Raw genomic sequence first — 24,935 nt, 5'->3', positions numbered from 1 at the left:
GGGTTGGCGGGGGCGTTGAGCGCCATGGATGGCGCGAAACGAGGCCCGCAGGAGCGGCTCTTGCCGTCCCCCGCCAATCCACCCCGCCCCGCCCACAGGCAGTCCTGCACCTACTGGCGTTTGCTCTTGCACTTGAGCAGGTGCCGGGCCGCAGGCCCGGCAATACACCAACCCGACCTCAGCGCGGCCCGAACATCAGTTCCAGGTCGTTGCCCTGCGGCATGCCGGAACGACGCTGCACGTGCCCGTCAGCATCCTTGAACAGAATCCCCGGCGTGCCCTGGAAACCCATTTCCACCATCAACGCCTGGTTCGCATCCAGCTTGCGCGACGCGTCGGCACTGATCGCCACCGGTTGGATGCCACCCCGGCCAAAGGCGTGCTCGTTTTCCAGCAGCGCAGCGCTCGGATCGGCCGCGGACAGGATCGCCGCCGCCTTGCCCGGACTGTCCTCGCGGATCACGCCCACCATGATGTGGCGCAACTGCACCTTGCCGGCATCCACCCATGGCCGCGCCGCCTCCCAGAACTTGTGGCAGTACGGGCAGTTGGCATCACTGAAGGTGTACACCACCCGCGGCGCAGTCGCCTTGCCATCGGCCACCCAGGCACTCGCTTCAAGCTGGGACCAGACCTTGACGGTCATCGGCCCTGCGACTTTTTCGGTCAACAGGTCGCGCGCCACGTCATTGCCTTGCGCATCGAACAGGCTGCCCACCACCACATGCTTGCCATCGGGGGTCAGGTAGGCGGCGGCAGGCTGCTGGCCGCCGACCATGCCGGCAAACCCGCGCAGGCCACCGGGCGCCTCGAACTCGGAAACCACTTCGAAGCCAAGCTTCTGCAGGCCCTTGATCGGTGCCGGGACGGCGGAGGGGTCATCGCCGGCGCCAGCGGTCGCCGGCGTTTCCTGCGCCGCGCTCTTCGGCGCCTGCGCCTGGCCACAGCCAGACACCACCAGCAGGATCGGCAACACCAGCGCCGCCGGTGCGGCGCGCAGATACGTGGAAAGCATGGGAACTCCTGGTTGAATGCCCGCGCAGGCTACCGCAGCCGGCGCAGTTTGTGCTCAAGGCCTGCAGCGGTCAGTTCGCCCAGGTGCAGTTCACGAAGATGGCCGTCACGGTCGAAGAACAGCGTGCTGGGATACGCCTGCACGCCCATCGCCTGCCCGGTCAGGCCGGCTTCGTCCAGCAGCACGCCGTGCAGGCCGGGTGCGTGCGCGCGCAGGAATTCCTGCACCGTCGCGGCCTCTTCGCCCTGGTTCACGAACAGGAAACGCACCTGCGGATGCGCCTGCTGTGCCGACGCAAGCACCGGCATTTCGCGGATGCACGGCCCGCACCAGCTGGCCCACAGATTCACCACCACCGGACTGCCCTGCCCGGCCGCCAGCCCGACCGGTTGGCCAGCCAGGTCATGCAGTACCACCTGCGGCAGGCGAACCTGCCCGGCCTGCCAGTGCTGCAGCCCCACGCTTGCACCGCACCAGCCGCCTGCGGCCAACAGCGTTGCGGCGATCACGGCCGGGCGCAGCGGGGGGTGTCGGCGCAGCTTCCACGCACCCCAGCCCACCGCACAGGCGAAAAATCCGATGGGATCGAAACCGCCATCACCGATCCGCAGGATCGACCATGGATCGGCCAGGTACAACGGCGCCGCGCGCAGCACGAACAGCAGCCGTGCAGCCAGCAGCCCCAGCAGGAACATGTCCACCAGCAGCGCAGTGGCCGGCCGCCACGGCACGCCGTGCGGACGTGGCCACAGGCGCGCCACCAGCAACGCCAGCAGCAGGAATGAAATGGCCAGTGCCACCGGCAGTGGCACTGGTCCCAGGCTCATCATCACAGTCCTGTCATCAAAGGGCCCCTGTCCGGCAGGTTCAACGGGAACGAGGGTCCTTCACCGTCGCCGCCGCGGCAAGTCACGGAACAGACGTCCATTCAGGCTGCGTGCCGGTCGATCGGCCGGACCGGGCTGCCCATCGGCGAAGCCCCGGCCTGCGCCGCCCGCTGCTTGCCTGCCACCATGCGCCGGTAGGTCGCCGGGGTCATGCCGACGATGCGCAGGAACAGGCGACGGAATGCGCTCTGGTCCGCATAACCGACCCCCCACGCCACTTCATCGATGGCCCCGCCCAGTTGCAGCAGCAGCTGGGCCTTGGCGATACGCAGCCGCTGGCAGTACTCGATCGGTCGCAGCCCGGTTGCTTTCAGGAAGCGGCGCTGCAGCGTGCGCGGTTCCAGCCCCGATGCCTGGCAGATCGCGCCCAGCGTGGCACCGCGTGCCGCCGTGGTGTGCAGCCAGCGCTGCGCCTTGAGTACGTCGCGATCACCATGCGCGAAGTTGGCGCTGAAACGCTCGAGGTCCTGCTGGATGCCCGCGGGCACGACGATGCCCTGCTGGTGTGCCACCGCCGCCATGACGCCCTGGCCATGCACGCGGTAAAGCAGGCGCAAGGCGAGGAAACGCCATGCCTGGGAGCCGGTCACGGTCAGCAGGTCACCATCGTCCACCAGCAGGCGCTCACTGGGGACCCAGCTTCCGCCCTGGGACGACAGCCCGGGCAAACGGGTGGCGTCCACGCTGGCAACGGTCCGGCCAGCGAGCAGACCGGCGCGTGACAGCACGCCGATTCCGTCATTGACCGCTGCCATCAGGCTTCCACCGTCGTAGTGCGCGCTCAACCAATCCAACAGCACCGACTCGTCACGGATCTGTCCGTTCTGGCTGACCTGCCCGGGCAGGGCAATGATCGCGGGCACCGTCGCATCCAGCATCTCCGCGCCGGCCACCCGCTGCGGCCCGCCTCCATCACTTGCCATGATCCAGCGTGACACCAGGATGCGTGCCGTGTGCCGGCCCTGTTGCTGCGCGAGCCGGTTTCCCACATGCGCCATTTCGGCCAGCATTGACGCAGCCGAAGGGTCTGCGCCCGGATATTCCACTACTGCGATTTCAGTCAGCTCGTTCTTGTTTGCGTCCATCAGCTCCTCCTCTTGCCTCCCGCGAACAGAGCCGCCGCCATTGACGGCGTGGCTCTTCGGTGGCTGCAGGTTAGGAATCGCATACAGGCCGAGGCTATGAAGAAAGCTGCAAACTGCGTCAGAAGCCTTGCTTTTCAGCAGCTACTGACTCTAGACCTCACTCAGTGGTTGACGAAGGTCACATTCGAGCATGTGATGAATCGGGTTCAACGTGCCCGTGGTGCCGATGGGTCCATTGCTCGCTTCGCCGTGCCGGCGCCTGCGGTACCGGCTCATGCGGGGCCCGGGTCGATCCTGTGATCGGCAGCCCATTGCGGCTGCATCCGCAGCGCCCGCGCGCGCGTCCGGATCGGCATGCAGAAAACTGCAATAAAGGCTTGCCAACCCCAGTACCCATCGCTATGATTTCGCACCTCGGCGACGTGGGGCCATAGCTCAGCTGGGAGAGCGCCTGCATGGCATGCAGGAGGTCAGCGGTTCGATCCCGCTTGGCTCCACCAAACTTTCGGCATTAGGCCGTCGGAAGGTCGCGAATAATTGATGAGCAATGCGTCCCCATCGTCTAGAGGCCTAGGACATCACCCTTTCACGGTGGCGACCGGGGTTCGAATCCCCGTGGGGACGCCACTCATCTGGACAACCGGGACCCGGCCGAAACCGGGTCTTTTTTGTTCATCGCCTTCGGCCTTCACGGGCATGGCGCTTGTCGGGTCTTCACTTCGGTGGGTGTACCCTTCAATTGCCGGGAAGCTTCAAAAAAGCTTCCACAAACGTGAATAAGCCGGTATGATAGGCGGCTCGGTTAAACGGGGCCATAGCTCAGCTGGGAGAGCGCCTGCATGGCATGCAGGAGGTCAGCGGTTCGATCCCGCTTGGCTCCACCACTTTCGACATTAGGCCGTCGAAGGTTCTACAACTTGAAGTTTTTCGTGCGTCCCCATCGTCTAGAGGCCTAGGACATCACCCTTTCACGGTGGCGACCGGGGTTCGAATCCCCGTGGGGACGCCAGTTTCAAAACGGGAACCTGACCCATCAGGCAACCGGGTTTCAATGGGGCCATAGCTCAGCTGGGAGAGCGCCTGCATGGCATGCAGGAGGTCAGCGGTTCGATCCCGCTTGGCTCCACCACTCCAGGCATTAGGCCGCCTGGACAGCAGTACAACTCAGGTTTTCGTGCGTCCCCATCGTCTAGAGGCCTAGGACATCACCCTTTCACGGTGGCGACCGGGGTTCGAATCCCCGTGGGGACGCCAATTCTGCAAGAACCCGGCTTCGGCCGGGTTTTTCTTTTCCTGCGCTAAGCTGCCTGCATGTGCTACTCCGCCCAGATCCGCGCCGACTACGCCAAGCTGGTCCGCCATTACGGCGCGACGATGTCGTTGGAGGAGTTCTCCCGTCTTTACACCTTCGACCCCGCCAAGAAGCGGCCGAAGACACCGAAGGCGATGGATGATGGTTTCCGCGGGGCCCGCACCGACGCCGGCCGCGACATCGTGGCGATGATCCAGCAGTGGCATGCCCAGGAGCAGGCCGAACTGGAAGGCGAACTGCGTCGCCAGCATGAGCGCCGCGCCATCGCCCAGGCCGCCGTGGCCGCCAGGCCCACGCAGAAGGCACGCAATGAACTGCGCATCGCCGGCAACCGCATCGAACGCGCCCAGTCCCGCCTGGATGACCTGCAGCGCAGTCAGCAGCTGCCGCGCGACAACCGCATTTTCCCCGGTACCTATGCGCCGGTGATCGTGGCCGAAGAAGGCCGGCGGGTGATCAAGCCGATGCGTTACCAGTGCCGTCTGCCGGACAAGCCGGCACGCAACGACGCACTGTATCCGGGCACCTACAATGCGCGCCGCGACAGCCTGGAAGGCTATTGGCGCGGCGCCTTCGGACACCGCCACGGCGTGGTGGTGGTGCAGTCGTTCTACGAGCATGTGCCGCGCAAGGGCCTGCCGCTGCAGGCCGACGATGACGAAAGCGACGTGGTGCTGGAGTTCCAGCCACAGCCGCGGCGCGACCTGCTGATCGCCTGCCTGTGGGCCGAATGGGAAGGGCCCGAGGGCCGCCTGTTGTCGTTTGCGGCGGTCACCGACACGCCGCCGCGCGACGTCGCCGCCACCGGCCACGACCGCGGCATCGTGCCGATCCGTGAAACGCATCTGGATGCGTGGCTGAACCCGGACCCGGCCAACCTGGCCGCGCAGTACCGGATTCTCGACGACCGCGAAGATATCCAGTACGTCTGGAGCGAAGCGGCCTGAGGCCTACCCGTGGCGCGCGGTTTTGTTTACACTACGCGGCCACGCTGCCGGTGTGGCGGAATGGTATACGCAGCTGACTCAAAATCAGCCGGGGGTGACCCCATGAAGGTTCGAGTCCTTTCACCGGCACCAGCGACACGGAAAAGCCAGGCCACGTGCCTGGCTTTTTCATGGGTAGTGACGACCGCTGGCCGTCATGCCCGGTGGGGGCCGTCATGCCCGGTGGGACGACCGTTGGTCGTCACGCTTTCCGCCACAGCCGCCAGCTCACCCAGCCCCCATGTCCCAGCGTGGCACCCAGCAGGGCCACCACCAACCAGCGCAGCGCGCTGGCCAGTTCCACCTGCAGCGGTGCACCCTGCACCTGCTCCAGCAGCAGCCAACCCAGCACCGCGGCCACCCACGCCGCTGCCGCCGGCCCATAGGCGCGAAGCACTTCCCGATCCCAACCTGCCATGCCATTCCCCGGTGTCTCTGAAGGTGCGGGCAGTGTCCCCTGCCCCGCTCTCACCGGCTGAGACCTTCACGCCCCGATCAGTCACCTTCCGGGGGCGACGCCAGGCCCAACGGTTCGGACTGCACGTTGTTGCGTCCGGCCGCCTTGGCGCGGTAACACTGCACGTCGGCCGCGGCCACCGCTTCATCCACGCTCATCCCGGTACTGATCGAGGCGATGCCGATGCTCACCCCGACCTTGATCCGGTGCTGCTCCCACGGGATGGCCAGCCCGCCGATGGTGTGCAGCAGTTCGCCCGCAATGCGCCGTGCGCGGTGCAGTGAACACCCCGCCAGGATCACCGCGAACTCGTCGCCCCCGAGCCGGGCCACCACGTCCGAATCGCGCACGCCATGGCGCAGCACGTTGGCCACCGCCCACAGCACGGCATCGCCGGCCAGGTGCCCCCAGGTATCGTTGACCGGCTTGAACTGGTCCAGGTCGATGAACATCAGCGAGGCCGCCTGCCCGGTGCGGTCCACGTGCGCGATCGCCTGCTGCAGGTGCGCTTCGAAGCCACGCCGGTTGACCAGGTCGGTCAGCGGATCCATTTCGGCCAGCTGCCGCGCCTCGCGCTGCCGCGCACGCAGCTGGGTCACATCGCGTATCACCCACACCGCGCCACGCAACACGCCGGCGTCGTCATGCAACCAGGCCTGCGAGACATCCACCGGCATGTTGCCGCCGTCGGCCTGCACCAGCAACAGGTCCGAATGCAGGTCCACTGCGTTGCTGTCCGGATCCAGCAGCACCGATATGTCCAGCGGCGAGAGCGGCGCATACTCGGTGGTCAGCTGCATCATCTCGCGCACGTGGTGGCCATGCAGCGCGGCACCGTCCGGCCCGCCCAGGGCGCGCACCGCGGCCGCGTTGGCATGTTCGATGCGCCCGTCCAGATCCACGCTCAGCACCAGGTCGGTCACTGCATCCAGGGTGATCCGGCTGCGCTGCTCGGCCTGCAGCAGGCGCTGTTCGCTGGCATGCTGGGCGGTGACATCCTGGATCTGCGAAACGAAGTGCAGCGGATCGCCCCGCTCGCTGCGCACCAGCGACACCGACAGCCGCGTCCGGATGACATTGCCCTCGCGGCCGATGTAGCGCTTTTCCAGGTGATAGTGCGCCCGCTCGCCGCGCAGCAGGCCCTGCACCATGGCCAGGTCGGCATCCAGGTCATCGGGGTGGGTAAGCCGCTGGAAATCAACCTGCAGCAGCTCACTCCGCGAATAGCCCATGATCCGGCACAGCGCTTCGTTGACGTCCAGCCAGCGTCCTTCCAGCGAAACCAGCGCCATGCCCAGTGCCGCGCTGGTGAACGCACCGGCGAACTTCTCCTCGGCCAGGCGCGCCTCCGCGCGGGCCTGCAGCACTTCGGTGATGTCGGTGGCCATGCCGACGAAGCCGGTGACCTCGCCGCGTGCATCGGCCAGCGCGCTGATGGACAGCCGCACCTGCCGGGACTCGCCGTCCTTGCGCAGGAAGGTCCATTGCCGGGAATAGGTGTGCTCGCGCGCGCGCGCGCTGAGAATGTCGAACAGATCCTTGCCGGCGGTCTCGGCGGCCGGCAGTGAGGCCAGAAAGGCGTCCGCTTCCTGCGCCAGGTGGAACGACGCCGGACGCACCATGCCCACCACCTCATCGGCGCGATAGCCGAGCAGCCGCTCGGCGCCGGAATTGAACAGCGTGATGGTGCCCTGCTCGTCGGTGACGATGACCGCCACCTCATCGGACGAATCGACGATCGACTGCAGCCGCTGGCGTGCGCTGGCCACTTCCTGGCGCGCCTGCTGCAGGTCGGACACGTCCGCATGCGCGCCGGCCATCCACAGCGGGGCGCCGTCCGCATCCCATTCGTAGACCCTGCCGCGGTCCTGCACCCAGACCCAGTGTCCATCGCGGTGGCGCATGCGCACCAGGCATTCATAGAACGGCGTCTGGCCGACGAGGTGGGCCTGTAACTGCGCGTCCGAACGCAGCAGGTCGTCAGGGTGCACCAGGCGTTCGAAGAGATCCGAGGAGATCGGCTGCAGTTCTTCCAGCGAGTAGCCGACGATCTCGGCCCAGCGCGCGTTGACCTGCATGTGGCCGCTGGCCGGATTCCATTCCCAGGTGCCCGCGCCGCTGCCGTCGATGATCATGCGCAGGCGGCGCACCTGTTCCTGCGCCTGCTCGAGCTGCATCTGCAGGTCGATACCGGTGCGTGCGGGGAGATCGCTCATGGGCAAGCCGCGCACAGCGACGCACTGGCCCATGGCGTGCTCAAGCACGCGCCCCTGGACGGCACCTCTGCAGCACTGACGTCCATGGCCCTCCCGGCATCTGGCGGAGGCCCCATCGGCCCCCTCATCACGCAGTGTGCGCAATCACCGGGCGCCGCGTAAGCCCCCCGTCACAGAATGCCGCAACAGGCCCGGCCAACAGCATCGGTCCGGCCGGGCCGGCCACGCTAGCTGCGCTTGGCGCGGGCGAAGGCGTCCGCCAGCGCGTTGTTGGCCGGCGCCGCCGTACTGCCCGGACGCCCGCCGCCCTTGCCGCTTCGCGGGTTCGAACCAGGGCCGCGTCCGCCGCCGCCGTCGCGGCGTCCCGGGTCAGCGCCGTTCGGGCGGTCTTCGCGTGCACCGGGGCGGCTGGTCGACTGGCCGGGCGTATCGTCCAGGCGCCGGGTCAGGGCGATGCGCTTGCGCGCCACGTCCACTTCCAGCACCTTCACCTTGACGATGTCACCGGCCTTGACCACGTCGCGCGGATCCTTGACGAAGGTGTCCGACAGCGCGGAGATATGCACCAGCCCGTCCTGGTGCACGCCGATGTCGACGAACGCGCCAAAGGCCGCCACGTTGCTGACCACGCCTTCCAGGATCATCCCTTCACGCAGGTCCTTGATGTCCTCCACGCCGTCGGCGAAGCGGGCCGCCTTGAACTCCGGGCGCGGGTCGCGGCCAGGCTTTTCCAGTTCCTTCAGGATGTCGCGCACGGTCGGAACGCCGAAGGTTTCGTCGGTGAACTGCTCGGCCTTCAACCCGCGCAGGAAGCTGCCATCGCCGATCAGCGCCTTGATCGGACGTGCGGTCGCGGCGACGATGCGCTCCACCACCGGGTAGGCTTCTGGATGCACCGATGAAGCGTCCAGCGGCTGGTCGCCATCGGCGATGCGCAGGAAGCCGGCGCATTGCTCGAAGGTCTTTTCGCCCAGGCGCGGCACCTTGAGCAGGTCCTTGCGGCGCTTGAACGGGCCGTTGTCGTCGCGGTGCCGCACGATGTTCTCGGCCACGGTGGAGGACAGCCCGGAGACCCGCGCCAGCAGCGCGGCGGAAGCGGTGTTGACGTGCACGCCGACCGCGTTGACGCAGTCTTCCACGCGCGCTTCCAGCGCACGTGCCAGGCGATACTGGTCCACGTCGTGCTGGTACTGGCCCACGCCGATCGCCTTCGGCTCGATCTTCACCAGTTCGGCCAGCGGGTCCTGCAGGCGGCGCGCGATGGAGACCGCGCCGCGGATGGAAACATCCAGGTCCGGAAACTCTTTCGCTGCGAATTCAGACGCCGAGTACACCGACGCGCCGGCCTCGCTGACCACGATCTTCTGCAGCGTGGTGCTGCCGACGGCGGCGATCACCTCGCCGGCCAGCTTGTCCGTTTCGCGGCTGGCGGTACCGTTGCCGATGGCGATCAGTTCCACCTCGTGCTTGATGCACAGGTGTTTGAGCGACTGCAGCGACTGCTCCCACTGCCGGCGCGGCTCGTGCGGGTAGATGGTGTCGGTGGCCACCAGTTTGCCGGTGGCGTCCACCACGGCCACCTTGCAGCCGGTGCGGATGCCCGGGTCCAGCCCGAGCACGGTCTTCGGACCGGCCGGTGCGGCCAGCAGCAGGTCCTTCAGGTTGTCGCCGAACACGGTGATCGCCTCGGCCTCGGCCTTTTCACGGGCCTGGTTGAACAGGTCCAGCAGCAGGTGCATGTGCAGCTTGGCGCGCCAGGCCAGGCGGCAGGCATCGAGCAGCCAGCGATCGGCCGCACGCCCCTTGTCACTGATCCCGGCCCTGAACGCGACGCGGCCTTCGCCGTACTGGTGGCCGGCCTCGGCATCGGTACCCGGGTCCAGTTCCAGGTGCAGGATCTCCTCGCGGCGCGCGCGGAACAACGCCAGCAACCGGTGCGAAGGGATCTTCGCCAGCGACTCGGCGTGTTCGAAATAGTCGCGGTACTTGGCGCCCTCGTTCTCCTTGCCTTCGGCCACGCGGGCACGGATAACACCGGTGTCGGACAGCCAGCCGCGCAGCTCACCCACCAGCGCGGCATCCTCGCCCCAGCGCTCCATCAGGATCGCGCGCGCGCCTTCCAGCGCGGCCTTGGCGTCGGCCACGCCCTTTTCGGCATCGACGAAGGTTTCGGCGAACAGCTTGGGATCGCGTGTCGGATCAGCCAGCAGGCCGTCGGCAAGCGGCTCCAGGCCGGCTTCGCGGGCGATCTGCGCGCGGGTGCGGCGCTTGGTCTTGTACGGCAGGTACAGGTCTTCCAGCCGGCTCTTGGTGTCGGCGGCCAGGATCTCGCTGCGCAGTGCGTCGGTCAGCTTGCCCTGCTCGTCGATGCTGGACAGCACCGCCGCGCGCCGGTCTTCCAGTTCCCGCAGGTAGGTCAGCCGCGATTCGAGGTTGCGCAGCTGGGTGTCGTCCAGCCCACCGGTGACTTCCTTGCGGTAGCGCGCGATGAACGGAACGCTGGCGCCCTCGTCCAGCAACGCGATGGCGGCACGCGCCTGGGCAGGCTGGGCGCCGATTTCATCGGCGATGGTCTGGGCGATCTGCTGGGCAAGCTGGGTATCTGACATTGCGTCCGGCCGTGGCCTTGATGCGGGAAGATCCCATTCTGGCCCCGCGCGGCTGGCACGGGAAGGCGTTGACAGCGGCATGGGTGGCGGGGCAGGAATCCTGCCGGCGCCGACATCCTTGCGTGAGGCTGGGATGTCGGCGCGGACACGCCCTCGATACGTGTCCAGGCCAGCTGCTGCGATCAGCGGTAGTGGCGTGCGGCGTGCTGCATGACGATGTCGTCGCGCAGTCCTTCCAGTGCCATCAACCGGACCTTGCCCACGCCCTGCAGTTCCATGAACCGCTCGGTATAGATCTCCGGCCCCAGCGCGGTATCGGCGCGGGATTTGCTGAAGCCATAGGGCATCACGCCCTTGTCGCCGTCCTTGCTACCACCGACATATAAAACGATTGCCATGTGATGTGTTCTCCAGGTTACGTACTGCGTGTTGATGCAGGTGGCCGCTGCAGTACTGCCTTCACGACCGCCCGGATGCAGCTTAGCGCGCCCAAGCTGACTCGAACGTCACGAATGGTAATGACGACCGGTTGCACGGAAATGACGGAAGATCCGTGCGAAAACCTGACGTTTTCTTAACGTCCTGATAACGTGCCGATCACACTCGCCGCAGGAGGCCCGACGCTGACGGCAGCGGCCCGTGGCGTTGCCGTCAGGGCCACCAGCCACGGCCGAAGCGCGCGTAACGGTCGGCGGCGCGTTCGAATGGGTTGCGCACGCTCACCCCGCCGCACAGCAGGTAGACCGGGAGGTACAGCGGCCCCAGTACCAGATACTGGTAGACATGCGCGCGCTCATGGTCGTCCAGCCGGATGGTCGGTTCGACGCCCCGCCCGGCGCGATGCGCATAGGTGTGGCAGGCCACGCCGAGGTCAGTTCCGGTATGCAGGATGACGTTGCCCAGGGTGATCGCACCGCCCGGCCCCCAGGGCCACCGCTGGAACACCAGGGCGCGGTCACGGCCGCTCCAGCGCGGGCGTGCACCCGCCAGCAGGCCGACGGCACCAGCGACCAGTCCGATCAGCGTGTTGGGCGATGTCCACAGCGCGCCGACCCACTGCAGCAGGCGCAGCCAGGACGGCGTGGGAATCAGTTGGCTTCGTTGGGGATCAGCAGCCACAGGATCAGGTAGACCAGGATGCCGGGGAAGGCGGCCGAAGCGATCGATACCACCACGAACAGGATGCGCAGCAGCGTCGGGCTCCAGCCGAAGCGATGGGCGATGCCACCGATCACCCCGGCGATCATGCGGTCATTGAGCGAGCGCGACAAGGTGCTGGAACGGGGGGTACTCATGGCAAGGGCTCCGTTGGGCTGGATACTACCCTAGCCAAGCCGGTGTCTACGCCATGCGTTGGCGTGGCGGCCCCTCAGCCAGCGCGCGCCAGCAGCCATGCGTGCAGCGTCGCCGGGACCTCGCGCTGGGCGCGGCCGGATACGTAGATGCCGATATGCCCGCCGCGGAAACTGGACTCGGTGTAGTCGGTGCTGCCCAGCCGCCCGCGCATCGCGCGCGACGCGTCGGGCGGCACCAGGTGGTCCTGCTCGGCATACAGGTTCAGTACCGGCAACGTCACCGTGGACAGGTCCACTGCATGCCCGCCGATGCGGACCGTGCCGTTGACCAGGCCATTGTCCTGGTAGAACTGCTTGATGAACTCACGGAAGGCTTCGCCAGCAAGGTCAGGCGAATCGAAGATCCACTTCTCCATGCGCAGGAAGTCCTCCAGCGCGGCCTTGTCATCCAGGATGTCGAGCAGGCCGACGTACTTCTGCACATTGAGCCGGAACGGCTTGAGCATCAGGTAACTGCTGTTCATCAGGTCGGCGGGGATGTTGCCCAGCGTGTCCACCAGCAGGTCCACGTCCACCTGGCGCGCCCAATGCGACAGCATGTTGTCGGCGGTATGGAAGTCCACCGGCGTGACCATGGTGACCAGGTTGGCCAGCTTGGCCTGGCGCAGCGCGGCGTAGCACAGCGCGAACACACCGCCCTGGCAGATGCCGAGCATGTCCACGGTGCCGCCGCTGCGCGCGCGCAGGGCATCCACCGCGCCATCGATGTAGCGCAGCAGGTAATCTTCAAGGGTGAGGTAGCGCTCGGAGCGGTCCGGGTAGCCCCAGTCCAGCACGTAGACGTCGTGGCCCAGCGCCAACAGCTTCTGCACCAGCGAACGGTCGGCCTGCAGGTCCACCATGTACGGCCGGTTGACCAGGGCATAGACGATCAGCAGCGGCCGCGCGTGGACCGGCGGCTGGTCGCCCACGAACCGGTACAGCACCACCTTGCCATCGCTCCAGACCGCCTCGCGCGCAGTGACGCCGTAATCGACGTCCTCCACCGATGGCAGCAGCTGCAGGCCCTCCATCAGCTTGCGCTGCATGGCCAGGGTTTCCTGCATCAGGTCGTCGGCGTTGAATCCCAGCGGTCCTTTCATGTGCGCGGCTTCCGCACGCGAGGCTTGGCCGGCTTGGTTGCTTTCGCCGGCTTGGCCGCGGGGACCGCCGCGGTTTTCGCACGCGAAGCGCGCTTGCGTGCCCGTGGCACCACCTTGGCGACCGCCGGTTGCACCGCATCGGCCCAGTCGTCAGTTGCCGCAGCCGTTGCCGAGGTACGCAGCAGCGGCTCCACGCTGGCCTGCAGGCGGCGCAGCTGGCGCTCCAGCTCGGCGATACGCTTGTGCGCGGCATCCATTTCGGTCCGCGTCGGCAGGCCGACCCGTTCGCTCAGCTGCTCCACTTCGTGCTGCACGGCCGAGCGCAGGCGCATCTGCGCGTTGCCCAGCGAGGCGAACACCTGCTGGAAAGTCTCCGACAGCGCCACCTTCGCATAGGCCTCTTCCGCCACTTCGATCCACAGGTCGAACATCGCCCGCGCACTGGTCAGCTGGCTGCCCGGCGACTCGTGTTCGGCAAGCCGCTGTTCGAACAGCGCGAACGCCGCGTCCAGCGCCTGCTGGATCTGCGCTACATACTCCCTGGAGTGGCCCTGGAACGCCTGCTGGGCCTGCAGCAGCTTCTGCCAGCGCGCCTGGTGTTCGCGCGCCGGGCCAAAGGCGGGACTCTGCAGCCACGGCCCCAGGCACTCCTGCCACTGCTCCAGCACGGCCACCACGTCATCCATGCCACCGCCGGCGCCGGCACTTCCCTGCGCACCCTGCAGCATCCACTGCAGCAGGCTTTCGCCCTTGCCCTGCCCCATCACCGCATCGCGCCACGCCTGGGCCACGTCCGCACTGCTGGCATCGCGGCCGGCAAACTGCGCGGCCACCTGCTGCATCGTGCCGTACCAGCCGCCGGCCTGTTCGCGGAAGCGATGCAGCGCGTCGTCCGCCGGACCCGGGCCGCGCTCGGGCAGCAGCTGCGCCCACCAGTCCAGGACCTGTTTCCACTCGCCCGGATCGGTGCCACCGGCACCGCCCTGGCGCAGCGAATCCCCCCACGCGCCGTAGTACTGACGCGCAAGCTCCTCGAAATTCATGCCGCCGGGCTGGTTGGTCGATCCGCTCATGCCGGTGCCTGTGTCATGGCTTGGGAATGTGCAGGGTCTTGCTGATCATCAGCGACCCCGACAGCGCGAACAGCAGCACCAGCGGATGCAGCTGCCACGGACCCAGCTGCCACTGGCCCAACCACAGCTCCTGGCCGATGCCGCCGGTGGCCGCGGCAATGGCCAGCACGATCACCAGCAGCAGGCTGCTCGGGATCGGCGTGCCTTCGAAATACGGCACCTTGTCACCGCCATCGGACAGCGCCTCGGCGGTCACGTTGTAGCGCGCCAGGCGGCTGACGCCGCAGCAGACGAAGTAACTCAGCACCAGCCAGTCCCAACCCCCCTGCATGCCGCAGGCGTAGGCCAGCGCGGCCGGCGCCACGCCGAATGAAATGACATCGGACAACGAATCCAGCTCGCGGCCCAGGGTGGAGCTCGACTTGCGCCAGCGCGCGATGCGCCCGTCCAGGGCATCGAAAATGAAGGCCAGCGGTATCAGCGCCATGCCGAACAACAGGTAGCCGTGCGCCCCGTCCTGCAGGAAGCGCATGGCCGCGAACACCGCGCCGGTGCCGCAGAAGGCATTGGCCAAGGTGAACCAGTCGGCCAGCTGGAACTCGCGCAGCATCGAGAAGTGTCGTTTCATGAAGGCTCACGGGCAGCAGTGGGCTACAGGGTACGCGAGGGCGTGCGAAGGCAACAGCGGGTGCGGCGCTGCCGCATTCACCCCGCCATCACCGACCCTCACGTGCGGTGAATTTTTGGCCACCCATCTTGACAGCGTTGCCCGACGGGGGCGTACGGCGGTTATCCACAAAGTTGCTCACCAACAATCCACACCCCCTGTGGACAACCTGCGCCACTGATGTGGCGCAGGTTGTCCGCGCATCCCCTGCATCCCCCCGCCTTCGGCGCGCTGGACTCGGTAGCGCCGAGCCATGCTCGGCGGTGCTGCCCGCACCCGTCAGATCCGGCTGTAGCTCCAGGACTGCATCCGGCCGTCGCGGTATGGCATCACGCCGTGGAAGGCGCGCGGATCGGTGTCGAACACCAGTGGCAGGAAATGGCGGTCGCCTTCCCACATCGGCAGGCTGTCCAGCTTGTCCACGTCCACCCACTCCAGCGTGCCTTCGTGGTTGCCGCCGTGCGGAGTGCCCTGGTAGCCATCGACCACGAACACGAACCCGAACCAGTCCTCGCCGTGCTTGCCGAAGCCCGGCCAGCTGATGGTGCCGCGCAGCTGCATCGAGGTGCAGTCGATCCCGGCCTCTTCCTGGATTTCCCGGCGCATGCCGGTGGCGACGTCTTCATCAGGCTCGACCTTGCCACCCAGTCCGTTGTACTTGCCCAGGTGATGGTCACCCGGCCGCGTATTGCGGTGGATCATCAGCACCTGGCGACGATCAGGCGACAGCACGTAGCCCAGGGTGGCGACGATGGGGGTGTACGGCATGCGAGGGGTCCAGCAGCGGGTGAGCTGCTGATTATGTCCGATCAGGGCACGACCGACAGGCGCTTGCCGGCGCTGGCCGCCGGTTCCGCGCCAAGGTCCCGCACCAGCGTGGCCACGCCGTGGCCGCGTTCGGCCAGGTAATCCAGCCACTTGCCCAGGAAGGTGTTCATGCGCATGCGGTGGCTGATCAGCTCGGCCGGCGGCGGGTACATGCCCACCACGTCCTGCCAGCGTCGCCCCACGTAGCAGTGCGTGGTCTCGGCCTGCCGGGCGTCGCGGTACAGCCGGATGTAAGCCGAAGGGTCCGGCTGCCCGGTGACCGGGTCACACAGGTCGTAGGTCAGCCGCAGCTCCACCGTGTAGGCATGGCGCGCGATCACGTCCAGGCGCACGTCCAGCCCATCCCCGACCGAGGAAACATAGCTGCCAACCTCCAGGTCACCGGGCGCGAACAGGCGCACCAGGTGCCGGTGGTTTTCCGCGTACAGGCCCATCAGCCAGCTGAGCCGGCTGAGACGGGGAATGCGATCTGCGAGGGGACGTGCCTGGGCCATGGCTTGATCCTACACAAAGCCGGCGCGGCGCGGCAGCTTGTGCAACACCGGTGTTGGGCGCACGATCAGCGTTCACACCGCCGCAGTAGTGACGGCCGCTGGCCGTCAGCCCCTCAGCCGGTAGTGACGGCCGCCGCTTTGGTGGGTGACGACCGCTGGTCGTCACGCTTTTCCCCCTCAATACAACTCCCGCCGCAGTCCCAGCGTCGCCAGCACCTTGCTGGAAATCTCCTCGATCGAGGTATGCGTGGTGCTCAGCGTCGGCACCCGCTCCAGCTGGAACATGCGCTCGGCGATGGCCACTTCGCGACGGCAGGTTTCAGCGCTGGCATAGCGCGAGTTCGGTCGGCGTTCCTGGCGGATCTGCTGCAGCCGCTCCGGGTCGATGGTCAGCCCGAACAGCTTGCGGCGGTAATTGCGCAGGCGCGGCGGCAGCTGCTCGGTTTCCAGGTCTTCGTCGGTCAGCGGGTAATTGGCCGCGCTGACCCCGTAATGCAGCGCCAGGTAGATGCAGGTCGGGGTCTTTCCCGCCCGAGAGACGGCCACCAGGATCACATCGGCATCGTCGTAATTAACCGCGATGCCGTCGTCGTGACTCAGCGCGAAGTTCATCGCGTTGATCCGGCGGTGATAGGTCTCGAAGTCGACCATGCCGTGCGCCTGGCCTACCCGCGACAAGCGCGGCGAGGACAGCTCGGCCTCCAGCCGTTCGATGAAAGGCGCGAAAACGTCCAGCATCAGCGCCCCGCTGCTGGCCAGGATCACGCTCAGGCTCTGGTCCACGCAGGAGTTCACCACGATCGGCCGGACCTGGTAGCGCTCCCCGGCCGCCTGGATCCGGGCACAGGCCTCGGCGGCTTTTTCCGGGTCGTCTATGAACGACATCCGGTCGGTGATGAAGCTGAATCCGGAGAACTGGGTGAGCAGGCTATGCCCAATGGTTTCAGCGGTGATACCGGTTCCATCGGAGACATAGAACACCGGTCGGATGGTCGTCATATGCGCATTTTCCCAGTCCGAAACTTAAAACAGCTGCTGTCACAAGCTTGTGCCGACGGCAGTCCGACCGGCATCATAGCGGCTTCTTCCTACGGACGCGGCCATTCCCAGCCCGCCTCGGGCGATGGCCAAACGGAGCATCGCGCTTGAACGAGAATATCCTGTGGTTGCACGAACTGCGCTTGGCCGACCTGGCCCGCGTGGGTGGAAAAAATTCGTCGCTGGGCGAAATGATCGGCAACCTCGCCGGTCTCGGGGTGTCCGTGCCCGGGGGCTATGCCACGACCTCCGAAGCCTTCAAGGACTTCATCGCCCATAACGATCTGTCCAAGCGGATCTTCGACAAGCTGGCCACGCTGGATGTCGAAGACGTTGCCGCGCTGACCGCTGCCGGCAAGGAAATCCGTGGCTGGGTCATCGACGCGCCGCTGCAGCCGCAGCTGGACCAGGACATCCGCACCGCGTATGCGCAGCTGAGCGCGGAGAACGGCGGCGGCGACATCGCCGTGGCCGTGCGCTCGTCGGCCACCGCCGAAGACCTGCCCGATGCATCCTTCGCCGGCCAGCAGGAAACCTTCCTCAACGTGACCGGCGCCGACGATGTCGTGCTGAAGGTCAAGGAAGTATTCGCCTCGCTGTACAACGATCGCGCCATCGCCTACCGCGTGCACCACGGCTTCAAGCACGAGGATGTGTTCCTGTCCGCCGGCGTGCAGCTGATGGTGCGCTCGGGCGTCGGTTCGTCCGGCGTGCTGTTCACCCTGGACACCGAATCCGGCTTCCGCAACGTGGTCTTCGTGACCTCCTCGTTCGGCCTCGGCGAGATGGTCGTGCAGGGTGCGGTCAACCCGGACGAGTTCTACGTCTACAAGCCCACCTTGAATGCCGGCAAGCCGGCGATCCTGCGCCGTTCGCTGGGCAGCAAGGCGATCCGCATGGTGTATTCGGACGTGCCCGGTGAGCGCGTGCGCATCGAAGACACCCCGGCCGACCTGCGCAGCACCTTCTCGATCAGCGACGAAGACGTGCAGGAACTGTCCAAGCAGGCGCTGGTCATCGAAAAGCATTACGGCCGCCCGATGGATATCGAGTGGGCCAAGGATGGTGTCAGCGGCAAGCTGTTCATCGTCCAGGCCCGCCCGGAAACCGTGAAATCGCGCAGCCACGCAACGCAGATCGAGCGCTTCGCGCTGAGCCAGAAGGACGGCAAGGTGCTGGCCGAAGGCCGCGCGGTGGGTGCCAAGATCGGGGCCGGTACCGCCCGCGTGGTCAAGACGCTGGACGACATGGCCCGCGTGCAGCCCGGCGACGTGCTGATCGCCGACATGACCGACCCCGATTGGGAGCCGGTGATGAAGCGGGCTTCGGCCATCGTCACCAACCGCGGTGGCCGTACCTGCCACGCCGCGATCATCGCGCGCGAGCTCGGCGTGCCGGCCGTGGTCGGTTCGGGCAACGCCACCCAGCTGATCCAGGACGGCCAGCAGGTCACCGTCAGCTGCGCCGAAGGTGATACCGGCTTCATCTACGAAGGCATCCTCGACTTCGAACGCACCACCACCGATCTCGGCAACATGCCGCCGGCGCCGCTGAAGATCATGATGAACGTGGCCAACCCGGAACGTGCCTTCGACTTCGGCCAGCTGCCGAACGCGGGCATCGGCCTGGCGCGGCTGGAAATGATCATCGCCAGCCACATCGGCATCCATCCCAATGCGCTGCTGGAATATGACCGCCAGGACATGGCGACGAAGAAGAAGATCGACGAGAAGATCGCCGGCTACAAGGATCCGGTTAGCTTCTACGTGGACCGCCTGGCCGAAGGCATCGCCACCCTGACCGCGTCGGTGGCCCCGAACCCGGTGATCGTGCGCCTGTCGGACTTCAAGTCCAACGAGTACGCCAACCTGATCGGCGGCACCAACTACGAACCGCACGAAGAAAACCCGATGATCGGCTTCCGCGGCGCCAGCCGTTACGTCGACCCGAGTTTCTCCGCCGCCTTCGCGCTGGAATGCAAGGCCGTGCTGCGCGTGCGCAACGAAATGGGCCTGGACAACCTGTGGGTCATGATTCCGTTCGTGCGCACGCTGGAAGAAGGCCGCAAGGTCGTCGAAGTGCTCGAACAGAATGGCCTCAAGCAGGGCGAGAACGGCCTGAAGATCATCATGATGTGCGAGGTGCCGTCCAACGCGCTGCTCGCCGATGAATTCCTCGAGATCTTCGATGGCTTCTCGATCGGCTCCAACGACCTGACCCAGCTGACCCTGGGCCTGGATCGCGATTCGTCGATCGTCGCGCACCTGTTCGACGAGCGGAACCCGGCGGTGAAGAAGCTGCTGTCGATGGCGATCAAGGCCGCCCGCGCCAAGGGCAAGTATGTCGGCATCTGCGGCCAGGGTCCGTCGGACCATCCGGACCTGGCCGAGTGGCTGATGCAGGAGGGCATCGAATCGGTGTCGCTGAATCCGGACACCGTGGTCGATACCTGGCTGCGCCTGGCCAAGTTGAAGCAGGCCGGCTGACGGCCGCCGAGGTAGTGACGGCCGCTGGCCGTCATGCCTGCCCCGGTGGGTGACGACCGTTGGTCGTCACGATCCTCCGGTGCCGCTGCGCTCGCCGAGCATGGCTCGGTGCCAGCGATTGCGCTTGGTAGTGACGGCCGCTGGCCGTCACGCTTCTACAGGATCTTTACCGCTTCACCCGCATACTCGTGCCACACACACAAGCCCCGCCTATGCGGGGCTTGTTGTTTCCAGCGCCCGCCCAGGAGTCCGCATGTCCACCACCGCCCCCACGCCTGACCCCACGCTTGTCCTCCCCGGTTCGTCGTGGTGGCACGGCCTCAACTGGGAACGCATCTTCGAAACCTACGGCGTGCCGCTGATCGCTGCGGTCGTGGTGCTGCTGGTCGGCATCTGGCTGGCCCGACGGGTGTCCAACGTGCTGCCACGCGCCACCGCGCGGGTCGGCATGGACCCGATGCTCGGCAGCTTCATGCGCAACGTGGTGTATGCCGCTGCGCTGGTGATCGTGGCCGTGTTGGCCATCGCCACGCTGGGCGTGCCGATCTCCCCGCTGCTGGCGGTGCTGGGTACCGCCGGCCTGGCGATCGGCCTGGCGTTGAAGGATTCGCTGTCCAACATCGCCTCCGGGGTGATGCTGGTGACCCTGCGGCCGTTCCGCGTCGGCGATGTGGTGACCGTGGCCGGCCAGACCGGCACCGTGCGCGACGTGCGCATCTTCCAGACCGTCATCACCGGCGCCGACAACCAGCACACCACCATCCCCAACACGCTGATCACCGCCGCCCCGATCATCAACCTCACCGCCGAGCCGACGCGCCGCGTGGAGCTGGTGATCGGCATTGGTTACGAGGACGACATCCAGCTGGCGCGTGATACCGCGCTGTCCATCATGAAGGCCGACAAGCGCGTGCTGGCCACCCCGGCGCCGGACGTGGTGGTGTACGAACTCGGGGCGCATTCGATCAACCTCGGCATCCGCTGCTACGTCAATGCCGCCGACCACTTCGGCACCAAGGTGACCCTGCTGGAACAGCTGAAGCTGGGTTACGACAAGGCCGGCATCAACATCCCCTACCCGCAGCAGGACATGCACCTGTACCTCCACGGCAAGGACGGCAGCGTCACCCGCGCCGAGGCGCTGGTGCGCGACCCACGCTGAGACCCGGCAATGACGGCCGCTGGCCGTCATGCTCCTGCTGCTGGTGGGTGACGGCCGCTGGTCGTCACGCTCCTGCCTTCCGCTGCGCTCGCCGAGCATGGCTCGGCGCTACCGCCCGCTATGCTTCCGCGGCTTCCAGCACCGGGTAATCGGTGAATCCTTCCACCCCACCGCCGAAATACGTTGCCCGGTCCGGCTCGTTCAACACCGCACCGGCCCGCAATCGCTGCGGCAGGTCCGGGTTGGCGATGAACGGCCGGCCGAAACCGATCAGATCGGCCCAGCCCTTCGCGAGCGCTTCTTCGGCACGCGCCACGGTGTATTTACCCGCATAGATCAACGTGCCGCCGTAAATCATACGCAAGGCCTCCTTGAAGGCCACCGGCATCACCGGTGCGTCCTCCCAGTCGGCCTCGGCGATATGCAGGTAACCCACGCCCAGCTGGTCCAGCACGTGCGCCGCAGCCAGATACGTGGCCTGCGGCGTGTCATCCACCGCGCCCTGCAGTGTGGTCAGCGGCGCCAGGCGCACCCCTACCCGCTCGCCGCCGGCCACCTCGACCACCGCCGCCGCCACTTCGCGCAGGAAGCGCAGGCGGTTGCCCAGCGCGCCACCGTAGCCATCGGTGCGCTGGTTGGCCTGCGAATCGATGAACTGGTTGATCAGGTAGCCGTTGGCACCGTGCAGCTCCACGCCATCGAAGCCCGCGGCCAGCGCATTGCGGGTGGCCTGCGCGTACTCGGCGACGATGCCGGGGATCTCCTCCTCCAGCAGCGCCCGCGGCATCGAGTGCTGGATCATCTCGCCCACCCCGGACTGCGGACCGGCACCAGCAGGATCAACGAACACCTTCACTCCCTCGGCCTGCAGCGCGGACGAAGAAACCGGTGCGGCATTGCCCGGCTGCAGCGCCACGTGGGACACCCGGCCGACATGCCACAACTGGGCGAAGATGCGCCCGCCCGCGGCATGCACCGCATCAGTGACCGTGCGCCAGCCTTCGATCTGCGCGGCACTGTGGATGCCCGGCGTCCAGGCGTACCCCTGGCCCTGCGGGCTGATCTGGGTGCCTTCGCTGACAATCAGGCCGGCCGAGGCGCGCTGCGCGTAATACGCGGCCATCGCCGCGGTGGCCACGTTGCCTTCGGCGGCCCGCGAGCGGGTCATCGGCGGCATCACGATACGGTTGGCCAACCGCAGCGGACCGAGGGAGTACGGGGAGAACAGCATGGAAAATCCTTGCGCGATGAGCATGCAACAAGGATGGGGGCCGGTCGCCGTCGCTTACAGACCCGTCCGGGCAATACAGTTGTGCCTGTGGCGCAACGATCAGCAACGAACCGGCAGCGCCGCCCGGTCAGCCTTGGGCGATACGCTGGTAACACGCCTGCACGACATCCTCACCGTACTTGCGCTCCAGCCGGCGAACGATGAAATGGCCGCGCGCCACGTCCTGGTAGTAGTCGGTGAACATGGTGTTCAACGCCGCACCGGTGGCTGCGCCGACGATCGGCACCGCCTGCGCGGCGAACTTCTCGGTGATCACCACGCCGAACCGAGCGGCTACCTTTTCCACCAGCTTGGCCAGCAGTTTGCCGGCTTCCTTCGGCGCTACGCCGAGGGTCAGGTTGCGGCCGGTCACCACCCGCCCGGCCAGCTCGGCCGACAGGTGCCGCACCACGTCGGCAGTGAAGCCACGGGCCAGGTAGTAGCCGGTTTCGCTGGCGTCATCGCTCTTGGCGTTGCCGCCCAGCGCGAACACTTCCAAGCAGGCCTGGCGGGTGGACATGTCGGCCAGGTCAAAGCCTTCGCTGCGGGCTACGTCGGCCACCGCTCGCATCATGATGGTGGTCGACACCGGCAGTTCAATCAGCAGCGCGGCGAAACCAAACGCACCGCCGACCGCACCGGATGTGGCCGCCGCCAGCTTGTGCCAACGCGTCGAGGCGGACTTGCCCGGCGTGTTGTCCATGCTCATCAGCGCGCCCTGCACCGCCTTGTACAGCGCCGCCTGCACGGCGCCATGGATACGGCTGGATACCGCGTTGGGCAGGCGGCTCACCGCGAACTCCAGCGGCGTGCCGACCAGGTTGGCCATGCGCGCGGTGATGGTCGGGGCCTCCAGCAGGCTCACCGCCCGCTGCAGGTCGGCCCAGTCCTGGGGCTGGTGGGCGATGTCGCGGGGAAGCAGGATCGGCTCGTTCATGGGCCGATCTTAGCGCTGCGCGGTTGAACGGCCGGGTGATGACAGCCGGGTAGTGACGGCCGCTGGCCGTCTACTCTGACATCGGCCGCTGGCCGTCAGCACTGTCATCGACCGCGCCCCGTTGACGGCCAGCGGCCGTCACTACCCATCAGCCCGGCAGGCCCGCCAGCGTGCCCATGAACTGCCGGTAGTGCTTCAGTTCGTTGATAGAGTCGTGCACGTCGCTCAGCGCGGTGTGGTTGCTGTTCTTGCCCACCCCGGCGGCTACCGCCGGGGCCCAGCGCTTGGCCAGCTCCTTGATGGTGGACACATCCAGGTTGCGGTAGTGGAAATACTTCTCCAGCCTCGGCATCTCACGGTGCAGGAAACGACGGTCCTGGCAGATCGAATTGCCGCACATCGGCGAGGCGCCCGCGCCGATCCATTCGGCCAGGAAATTCACCGTGGCCGCTTCGGCCTGGCCCAGGCTGACCTGGCTGTCGACCACGCGCTGCCACAGACCCGAGCGACGGTGCTGGTTGCGGTTCCACTCGTCCATCGCGTCCAGCCGCTCCACCGCGTGGTGGATGGCGAACTCCGGGCCTTCGGCAAGCACGTTGAGCTGGGCATCGGTGACCACCGTGGCGATTTCGATGATGGAATCGTTGTCGGTGTCCAACCCGGTCATTTCCAGGTCGATCCAGATCAATCGGTCATTGCCCGCGCCGGTGTCGGCCATCGTGTTGCCTCGCTGTGGGCGGGCCGCAGGCTCGCCATGAATGGATGCGCCATGATAGCGCGCCGTTCAGCCTTCGTCGGCACCCGGCGCATCCAGCGACAGCAGCGGGCGGCCGCGCTTGGCGCGGAAATAATTGGTCAGCCGGGTGCTCGCCTCGCGTGCCAGCACGCCGCCGTGGATCTCCACGCGGTGGTTGTGGCGCGCATCGCCGAGCAGGTCGAACACGCTGCCGCAGGCGCCGGTCTTCGGGTCGGTCGCCGCATACACCAGCCGGCCCACGCGCGCATGCACGATCGCCATCGCGCACATCGCACAGGGCTCCAAGGTGACGTACAGGGTGCTGCCCATCAGCCGGTGGTTCTGCAGCGCCCTGCCCGCCCGCCGCATCGCCACGATCTCGGCATGCGCGCTGGGGTCGTGCTCGGCGATGTTGAGGTTCCAGCCTTCGCCCAGCACTTCACCTTCGGCACTGACCAGCACCGCACCAACCGGAATTTCGTTGAACTCGCGCTGCGCCCGCTCGGCCAGCGCCAGCGCGTGGCGCATCCAGTGTTCGTCGCCATCGTGGACCGGCAGCGCGTCAGACATGCGGCACCGCCTTTGCCAGGAAGGCCTCGAACGCGGCCAAGGTCGCCTCACTGACGTGGTGTTCGATGCCTTCGGCATCACGCCGCGCCGAATCGGGGTCCACGCCCAGGGCCAGCAGGAACCGCTCCACGGTCTGGTGGCGCACGCGCACATCGCGCGCCAGCTGCTCACCGGCCGGGGTCAGGAACACGCCGCGGTACGGACGCTGGATCGCCCAGCCTTCCTTGACCAGGCGCTTGAGCGCCTTGGCGACCGTCGGCTGGGCCACCCCGAGGCGACTGGCGATGTCCACCTGGCGCGCCTCGCGGCCATCGGCGATCAGGTCGGCGATCAGCTCCACGTAGTCCTCCACCAGCTCGGACCGGCGCGCCTCGCGCACCTGCGCGAAGCCCTCCATGTGGACCTGGGTGGCGGGCAGGACGGATTTCGGGCGGGTGCTGTCTGGCATGCGGCTATTGTACGCGGGCGCCTGCAGGGCCGCCGAGCATGACGGCCAGCGGCCGTCACGACGCTGCCGCCTTGGTAGCGCCGAGCCGTGCTCGGCGAGCGCAGCGGAAGGCACAAGCGTGACGACCAACGGTCGTCACCCACCACGACCAACGGTCGTCACCCACCATGACCAACGGTCGTCACCCACCACAGCGCAAGCATGACGGCCAGCGGCCGTCAC

23 protein-coding genes and 7 tRNA genes are annotated in these 24,935 nt (G+C 66.9%); 10 read left to right on the top strand and 20 right to left on the bottom strand.

Going from position 1 to position 24,935, the window contains the following annotated elements; translation table 11 throughout:
- Positions 1-178 precede the first annotated feature (178 nt).
- The 3 genes from dsbG to ABE522_RS11790 form a co-directional block, all read right to left on the bottom strand.
- The gene (dsbG, locus tag ABE522_RS11800) at positions 179-1,015 is read right to left on the bottom strand and encodes a thiol:disulfide interchange protein DsbG (RefSeq protein WP_346591832.1); all 837 of its coding nucleotides are present in this window, start codon (positions 1,013-1,015) and stop codon (positions 179-181) included.
- Positions 1,016-1,044: 29 nt separating this feature from the next.
- Positions 1,045-1,842: a TlpA family protein disulfide reductase gene (locus tag ABE522_RS11795; RefSeq protein WP_346591831.1), complete on the bottom strand. Its 798-nt coding sequence runs from the start codon at positions 1,840-1,842 to the stop codon at positions 1,045-1,047.
- 101 nt (positions 1,843-1,943) lie between these two features.
- Positions 1,944-2,987 (bottom strand): GlxA family transcriptional regulator, encoded by a 1,044-nt coding sequence (locus ABE522_RS11790; protein ID WP_346591830.1) that lies wholly within the window; start codon positions 2,985-2,987, stop codon positions 1,944-1,946.
- A 424-nt stretch (positions 2,988-3,411) separates the two neighbouring features.
- Here ABE522_RS11790 and ABE522_RS11785 point away from each other — a divergent pair.
- The 8 genes from ABE522_RS11785 to ABE522_RS11750 all read left to right on the top strand — a co-directional run bounded on the left by ABE522_RS11785 (position 3,412) and on the right by ABE522_RS11750 (position 5,378).
- A tRNA-Ala gene (locus ABE522_RS11785) sits at positions 3,412-3,487 on the top strand.
- A 51-nt stretch (positions 3,488-3,538) separates the two neighbouring features.
- Positions 3,539-3,614 (top strand) — tRNA-Glu (locus ABE522_RS11780).
- A gap of 181 nt (positions 3,615-3,795) precedes the next feature.
- Positions 3,796-3,871: transfer RNA gene (locus tag ABE522_RS11775), tRNA-Ala, on the top strand.
- Positions 3,872-3,920: 49 nt separating this feature from the next.
- Positions 3,921-3,996 (top strand) — tRNA-Glu (locus ABE522_RS11770).
- Positions 3,997-4,040: 44 nt separating this feature from the next.
- Positions 4,041-4,116 (top strand) — tRNA-Ala (locus tag ABE522_RS11765).
- A 49-nt stretch (positions 4,117-4,165) separates the two neighbouring features.
- A tRNA-Glu gene (locus ABE522_RS11760) sits at positions 4,166-4,241 on the top strand.
- Between the two features lie 57 nt (positions 4,242-4,298).
- The gene (locus tag ABE522_RS11755; protein WP_346591829.1) at positions 4,299-5,246 is read left to right on the top strand and encodes an SOS response-associated peptidase family protein; all 948 of its coding nucleotides are present in this window, start codon (positions 4,299-4,301) and stop codon (positions 5,244-5,246) included.
- 46 nt (positions 5,247-5,292) lie between these two features.
- Positions 5,293-5,378: transfer RNA gene (locus tag ABE522_RS11750), tRNA-Leu, on the top strand.
- A gap of 109 nt (positions 5,379-5,487) precedes the next feature.
- On the opposite strand, the gene ABE522_RS11745 is transcribed toward ABE522_RS11750, so the two are convergent.
- The 12 genes from ABE522_RS11745 to ppsR form a co-directional block, all read right to left on the bottom strand.
- On the bottom strand, positions 5,488-5,703 hold the full coding sequence (locus ABE522_RS11745; RefSeq protein WP_346591828.1) for a hypothetical protein: 216 nt from the start codon (positions 5,701-5,703) through the stop codon (positions 5,488-5,490).
- 77 nt (positions 5,704-5,780) lie between these two features.
- Complete coding sequence (locus ABE522_RS11740; RefSeq protein WP_346591827.1) at positions 5,781-7,958, bottom strand: PAS domain S-box protein; 2,178 nt, start codon at positions 7,956-7,958, stop codon at positions 5,781-5,783.
- 227 nt (positions 7,959-8,185) lie between these two features.
- A complete protein-coding gene (locus tag ABE522_RS11735; RefSeq protein ID WP_346591826.1) occupies positions 8,186-10,567 on the bottom strand; it encodes a Tex family protein in 2,382 nt (793 codons plus the stop codon).
- A gap of 182 nt (positions 10,568-10,749) precedes the next feature.
- A complete protein-coding gene (locus ABE522_RS11730) occupies positions 10,750-10,965 on the bottom strand; it encodes a hypothetical protein (protein ID WP_192083640.1) in 216 nt (71 codons plus the stop codon).
- 253 nt (positions 10,966-11,218) lie between these two features.
- Positions 11,219-11,686 (bottom strand): hypothetical protein, encoded by a 468-nt coding sequence (locus ABE522_RS11725; RefSeq protein WP_346591825.1) that lies wholly within the window; start codon positions 11,684-11,686, stop codon positions 11,219-11,221.
- Positions 11,656-11,862, bottom strand: a complete 207-nt coding sequence (locus tag ABE522_RS11720; RefSeq protein ID WP_346591824.1) for a PspC domain-containing protein — start codon at positions 11,860-11,862, stop codon at positions 11,656-11,658. The genes ABE522_RS11725 and ABE522_RS11720 overlap by 31 nt, the downstream gene beginning before the upstream one ends.
- A gap of 74 nt (positions 11,863-11,936) precedes the next feature.
- Positions 11,937-13,004: a class III poly(R)-hydroxyalkanoic acid synthase subunit PhaC gene (locus tag ABE522_RS11715; RefSeq protein WP_346591823.1), complete on the bottom strand. Its 1,068-nt coding sequence runs from the start codon at positions 13,002-13,004 to the stop codon at positions 11,937-11,939.
- Positions 13,001-14,077, bottom strand: coding sequence for a class III poly(R)-hydroxyalkanoic acid synthase subunit PhaE (phaE, locus tag ABE522_RS11710; protein WP_346591822.1), 1,077 nt, complete (start codon positions 14,075-14,077; stop codon positions 13,001-13,003). Before phaE ends, ABE522_RS11715 begins: the two co-directional genes overlap by 4 nt.
- Positions 14,078-14,090: 13 nt before the next feature.
- Positions 14,091-14,705 (bottom strand): CDP-alcohol phosphatidyltransferase family protein, encoded by a 615-nt coding sequence (locus ABE522_RS11705; RefSeq protein WP_182655747.1) that lies wholly within the window; start codon positions 14,703-14,705, stop codon positions 14,091-14,093.
- Positions 14,706-15,023: 318 nt separating this feature from the next.
- Complete coding sequence (locus ABE522_RS11700; protein WP_346591821.1) at positions 15,024-15,512, bottom strand: NUDIX hydrolase; 489 nt, start codon at positions 15,510-15,512, stop codon at positions 15,024-15,026.
- A 41-nt stretch (positions 15,513-15,553) separates the two neighbouring features.
- Positions 15,554-16,066: a DUF1249 domain-containing protein gene (locus ABE522_RS11695; RefSeq protein WP_346591820.1), complete on the bottom strand. Its 513-nt coding sequence runs from the start codon at positions 16,064-16,066 to the stop codon at positions 15,554-15,556.
- Between the two features lie 177 nt (positions 16,067-16,243).
- Complete coding sequence (gene ppsR, locus ABE522_RS11690; RefSeq protein WP_346591819.1) at positions 16,244-17,065, bottom strand: posphoenolpyruvate synthetase regulatory kinase/phosphorylase PpsR; 822 nt, start codon at positions 17,063-17,065, stop codon at positions 16,244-16,246.
- 146 nt (positions 17,066-17,211) lie between these two features.
- Between ppsR and ppsA the strand changes: the two genes are divergently transcribed.
- On the top strand, positions 17,212-19,590 hold the full coding sequence (gene ppsA, locus ABE522_RS11685) for a phosphoenolpyruvate synthase (RefSeq protein ID WP_346591818.1): 2,379 nt from the start codon (positions 17,212-17,214) through the stop codon (positions 19,588-19,590).
- A gap of 253 nt (positions 19,591-19,843) precedes the next feature.
- On the top strand, positions 19,844-20,752 hold the full coding sequence (locus ABE522_RS11680) for a mechanosensitive ion channel family protein (protein WP_346591817.1): 909 nt from the start codon (positions 19,844-19,846) through the stop codon (positions 20,750-20,752).
- Positions 20,753-20,870: 118 nt separating this feature from the next.
- Here ABE522_RS11680 and ABE522_RS11675 read toward each other — a convergent pair whose 3' ends face one another.
- The 5 genes from ABE522_RS11675 to mntR all read right to left on the bottom strand — a co-directional run bounded on the left by ABE522_RS11675 (position 20,871) and on the right by mntR (position 24,713).
- Positions 20,871-21,983 (bottom strand): alkene reductase, encoded by a 1,113-nt coding sequence (locus ABE522_RS11675; protein ID WP_346591816.1) that lies wholly within the window; start codon positions 21,981-21,983, stop codon positions 20,871-20,873.
- A gap of 127 nt (positions 21,984-22,110) precedes the next feature.
- On the bottom strand, positions 22,111-22,959 hold the full coding sequence (locus ABE522_RS11670) for an EcsC family protein (RefSeq protein ID WP_191768333.1): 849 nt from the start codon (positions 22,957-22,959) through the stop codon (positions 22,111-22,113).
- Positions 22,960-23,107: 148 nt separating this feature from the next.
- Positions 23,108-23,677 carry an oligoribonuclease gene (orn, locus tag ABE522_RS11665; RefSeq protein WP_101099185.1) on the bottom strand — a complete coding sequence of 190 codons (570 nt, stop codon included), beginning with the start codon at positions 23,675-23,677 and terminating at the stop codon, positions 23,108-23,110.
- Positions 23,678-23,743: 66 nt separating this feature from the next.
- On the bottom strand, positions 23,744-24,265 hold the full coding sequence (gene tadA, locus ABE522_RS11660; protein WP_346591815.1) for a tRNA adenosine(34) deaminase TadA: 522 nt from the start codon (positions 24,263-24,265) through the stop codon (positions 23,744-23,746).
- Positions 24,258-24,713 (bottom strand): manganese-binding transcriptional regulator MntR, encoded by a 456-nt coding sequence (mntR, locus tag ABE522_RS11655; RefSeq protein WP_346591814.1) that lies wholly within the window; start codon positions 24,711-24,713, stop codon positions 24,258-24,260. Before mntR ends, tadA begins: the two co-directional genes overlap by 8 nt.
- Positions 24,714-24,935 lie beyond the last annotated feature (222 nt).

It is taken from the genome of Stenotrophomonas lacuserhaii (genome assembly GCF_039674585.1).
Lineage (GTDB): Bacteria > Pseudomonadota > Gammaproteobacteria > Xanthomonadales > Xanthomonadaceae > Stenotrophomonas > Stenotrophomonas pennii_A.
This window is presented reverse-complemented; position numbering and strand designations above follow the sequence as displayed.

What these genes read in the sequence shown, in the direction of transcription:
- dsbG (WP_346591832.1), bottom strand. Translation starts at nt 1,015, where the DNA reads ATGCTTTCCACGTATCTGCGCGCCGCACCGGCGGCGCTGGTGTTGCCG.
- ABE522_RS11795 (WP_346591831.1), bottom strand. Translation starts at nt 1,842, where the DNA reads ATGAGCCTGGGACCAGTGCCACTGCCGGTGGCACTGGCCATTTCATTC.
- ABE522_RS11790 (WP_346591830.1), bottom strand. Translation starts at nt 2,987, where the DNA reads ATGGACGCAAACAAGAACGAGCTGACTGAAATCGCAGTAGTGGAATAT.
- ABE522_RS11755 (WP_346591829.1), top strand. Translation starts at nt 4,299, where the DNA reads ATGTGCTACTCCGCCCAGATCCGCGCCGACTACGCCAAGCTGGTCCGC.
- ABE522_RS11745 (WP_346591828.1), bottom strand. Translation starts at nt 5,703, where the DNA reads ATGGCAGGTTGGGATCGGGAAGTGCTTCGCGCCTATGGGCCGGCGGCA.
- ABE522_RS11740 (WP_346591827.1), bottom strand. Translation starts at nt 7,958, where the DNA reads ATGAGCGATCTCCCCGCACGCACCGGTATCGACCTGCAGATGCAGCTC.
- ABE522_RS11735 (WP_346591826.1), bottom strand. Translation starts at nt 10,567, where the DNA reads ATGTCAGATACCCAGCTTGCCCAGCAGATCGCCCAGACCATCGCCGAT.
- ABE522_RS11730 (WP_192083640.1), bottom strand. Translation starts at nt 10,965, where the DNA reads ATGGCAATCGTTTTATATGTCGGTGGTAGCAAGGACGGCGACAAGGGC.
- ABE522_RS11720 (WP_346591824.1), bottom strand. Translation starts at nt 11,862, where the DNA reads ATGAGTACCCCCCGTTCCAGCACCTTGTCGCGCTCGCTCAATGACCGC.
- ABE522_RS11715 (WP_346591823.1), bottom strand. Translation starts at nt 13,004, where the DNA reads ATGAAAGGACCGCTGGGATTCAACGCCGACGACCTGATGCAGGAAACC.
- phaE (WP_346591822.1), bottom strand. Translation starts at nt 14,077, where the DNA reads ATGAGCGGATCGACCAACCAGCCCGGCGGCATGAATTTCGAGGAGCTT.
- ABE522_RS11705 (WP_182655747.1), bottom strand. Translation starts at nt 14,705, where the DNA reads ATGAAACGACACTTCTCGATGCTGCGCGAGTTCCAGCTGGCCGACTGG.
- ABE522_RS11700 (WP_346591821.1), bottom strand. Translation starts at nt 15,512, where the DNA reads ATGCCGTACACCCCCATCGTCGCCACCCTGGGCTACGTGCTGTCGCCT.
- ABE522_RS11695 (WP_346591820.1), bottom strand. Translation starts at nt 16,066, where the DNA reads ATGGCCCAGGCACGTCCCCTCGCAGATCGCATTCCCCGTCTCAGCCGG.
- ppsR (WP_346591819.1), bottom strand. Translation starts at nt 17,065, where the DNA reads ATGACGACCATCCGACCGGTGTTCTATGTCTCCGATGGAACCGGTATC.
- ABE522_RS11680 (WP_346591817.1), top strand. Translation starts at nt 19,844, where the DNA reads ATGTCCACCACCGCCCCCACGCCTGACCCCACGCTTGTCCTCCCCGGT.
- ABE522_RS11675 (WP_346591816.1), bottom strand. Translation starts at nt 21,983, where the DNA reads ATGCTGTTCTCCCCGTACTCCCTCGGTCCGCTGCGGTTGGCCAACCGT.
- ABE522_RS11670 (WP_191768333.1), bottom strand. Translation starts at nt 22,959, where the DNA reads ATGAACGAGCCGATCCTGCTTCCCCGCGACATCGCCCACCAGCCCCAG.
- orn (WP_101099185.1), bottom strand. Translation starts at nt 23,677, where the DNA reads ATGGCCGACACCGGCGCGGGCAATGACCGATTGATCTGGATCGACCTG.
- tadA (WP_346591815.1), bottom strand. Translation starts at nt 24,265, where the DNA reads ATGTCTGACGCGCTGCCGGTCCACGATGGCGACGAACACTGGATGCGC.
- mntR (WP_346591814.1), bottom strand. Translation starts at nt 24,713, where the DNA reads ATGCCAGACAGCACCCGCCCGAAATCCGTCCTGCCCGCCACCCAGGTC.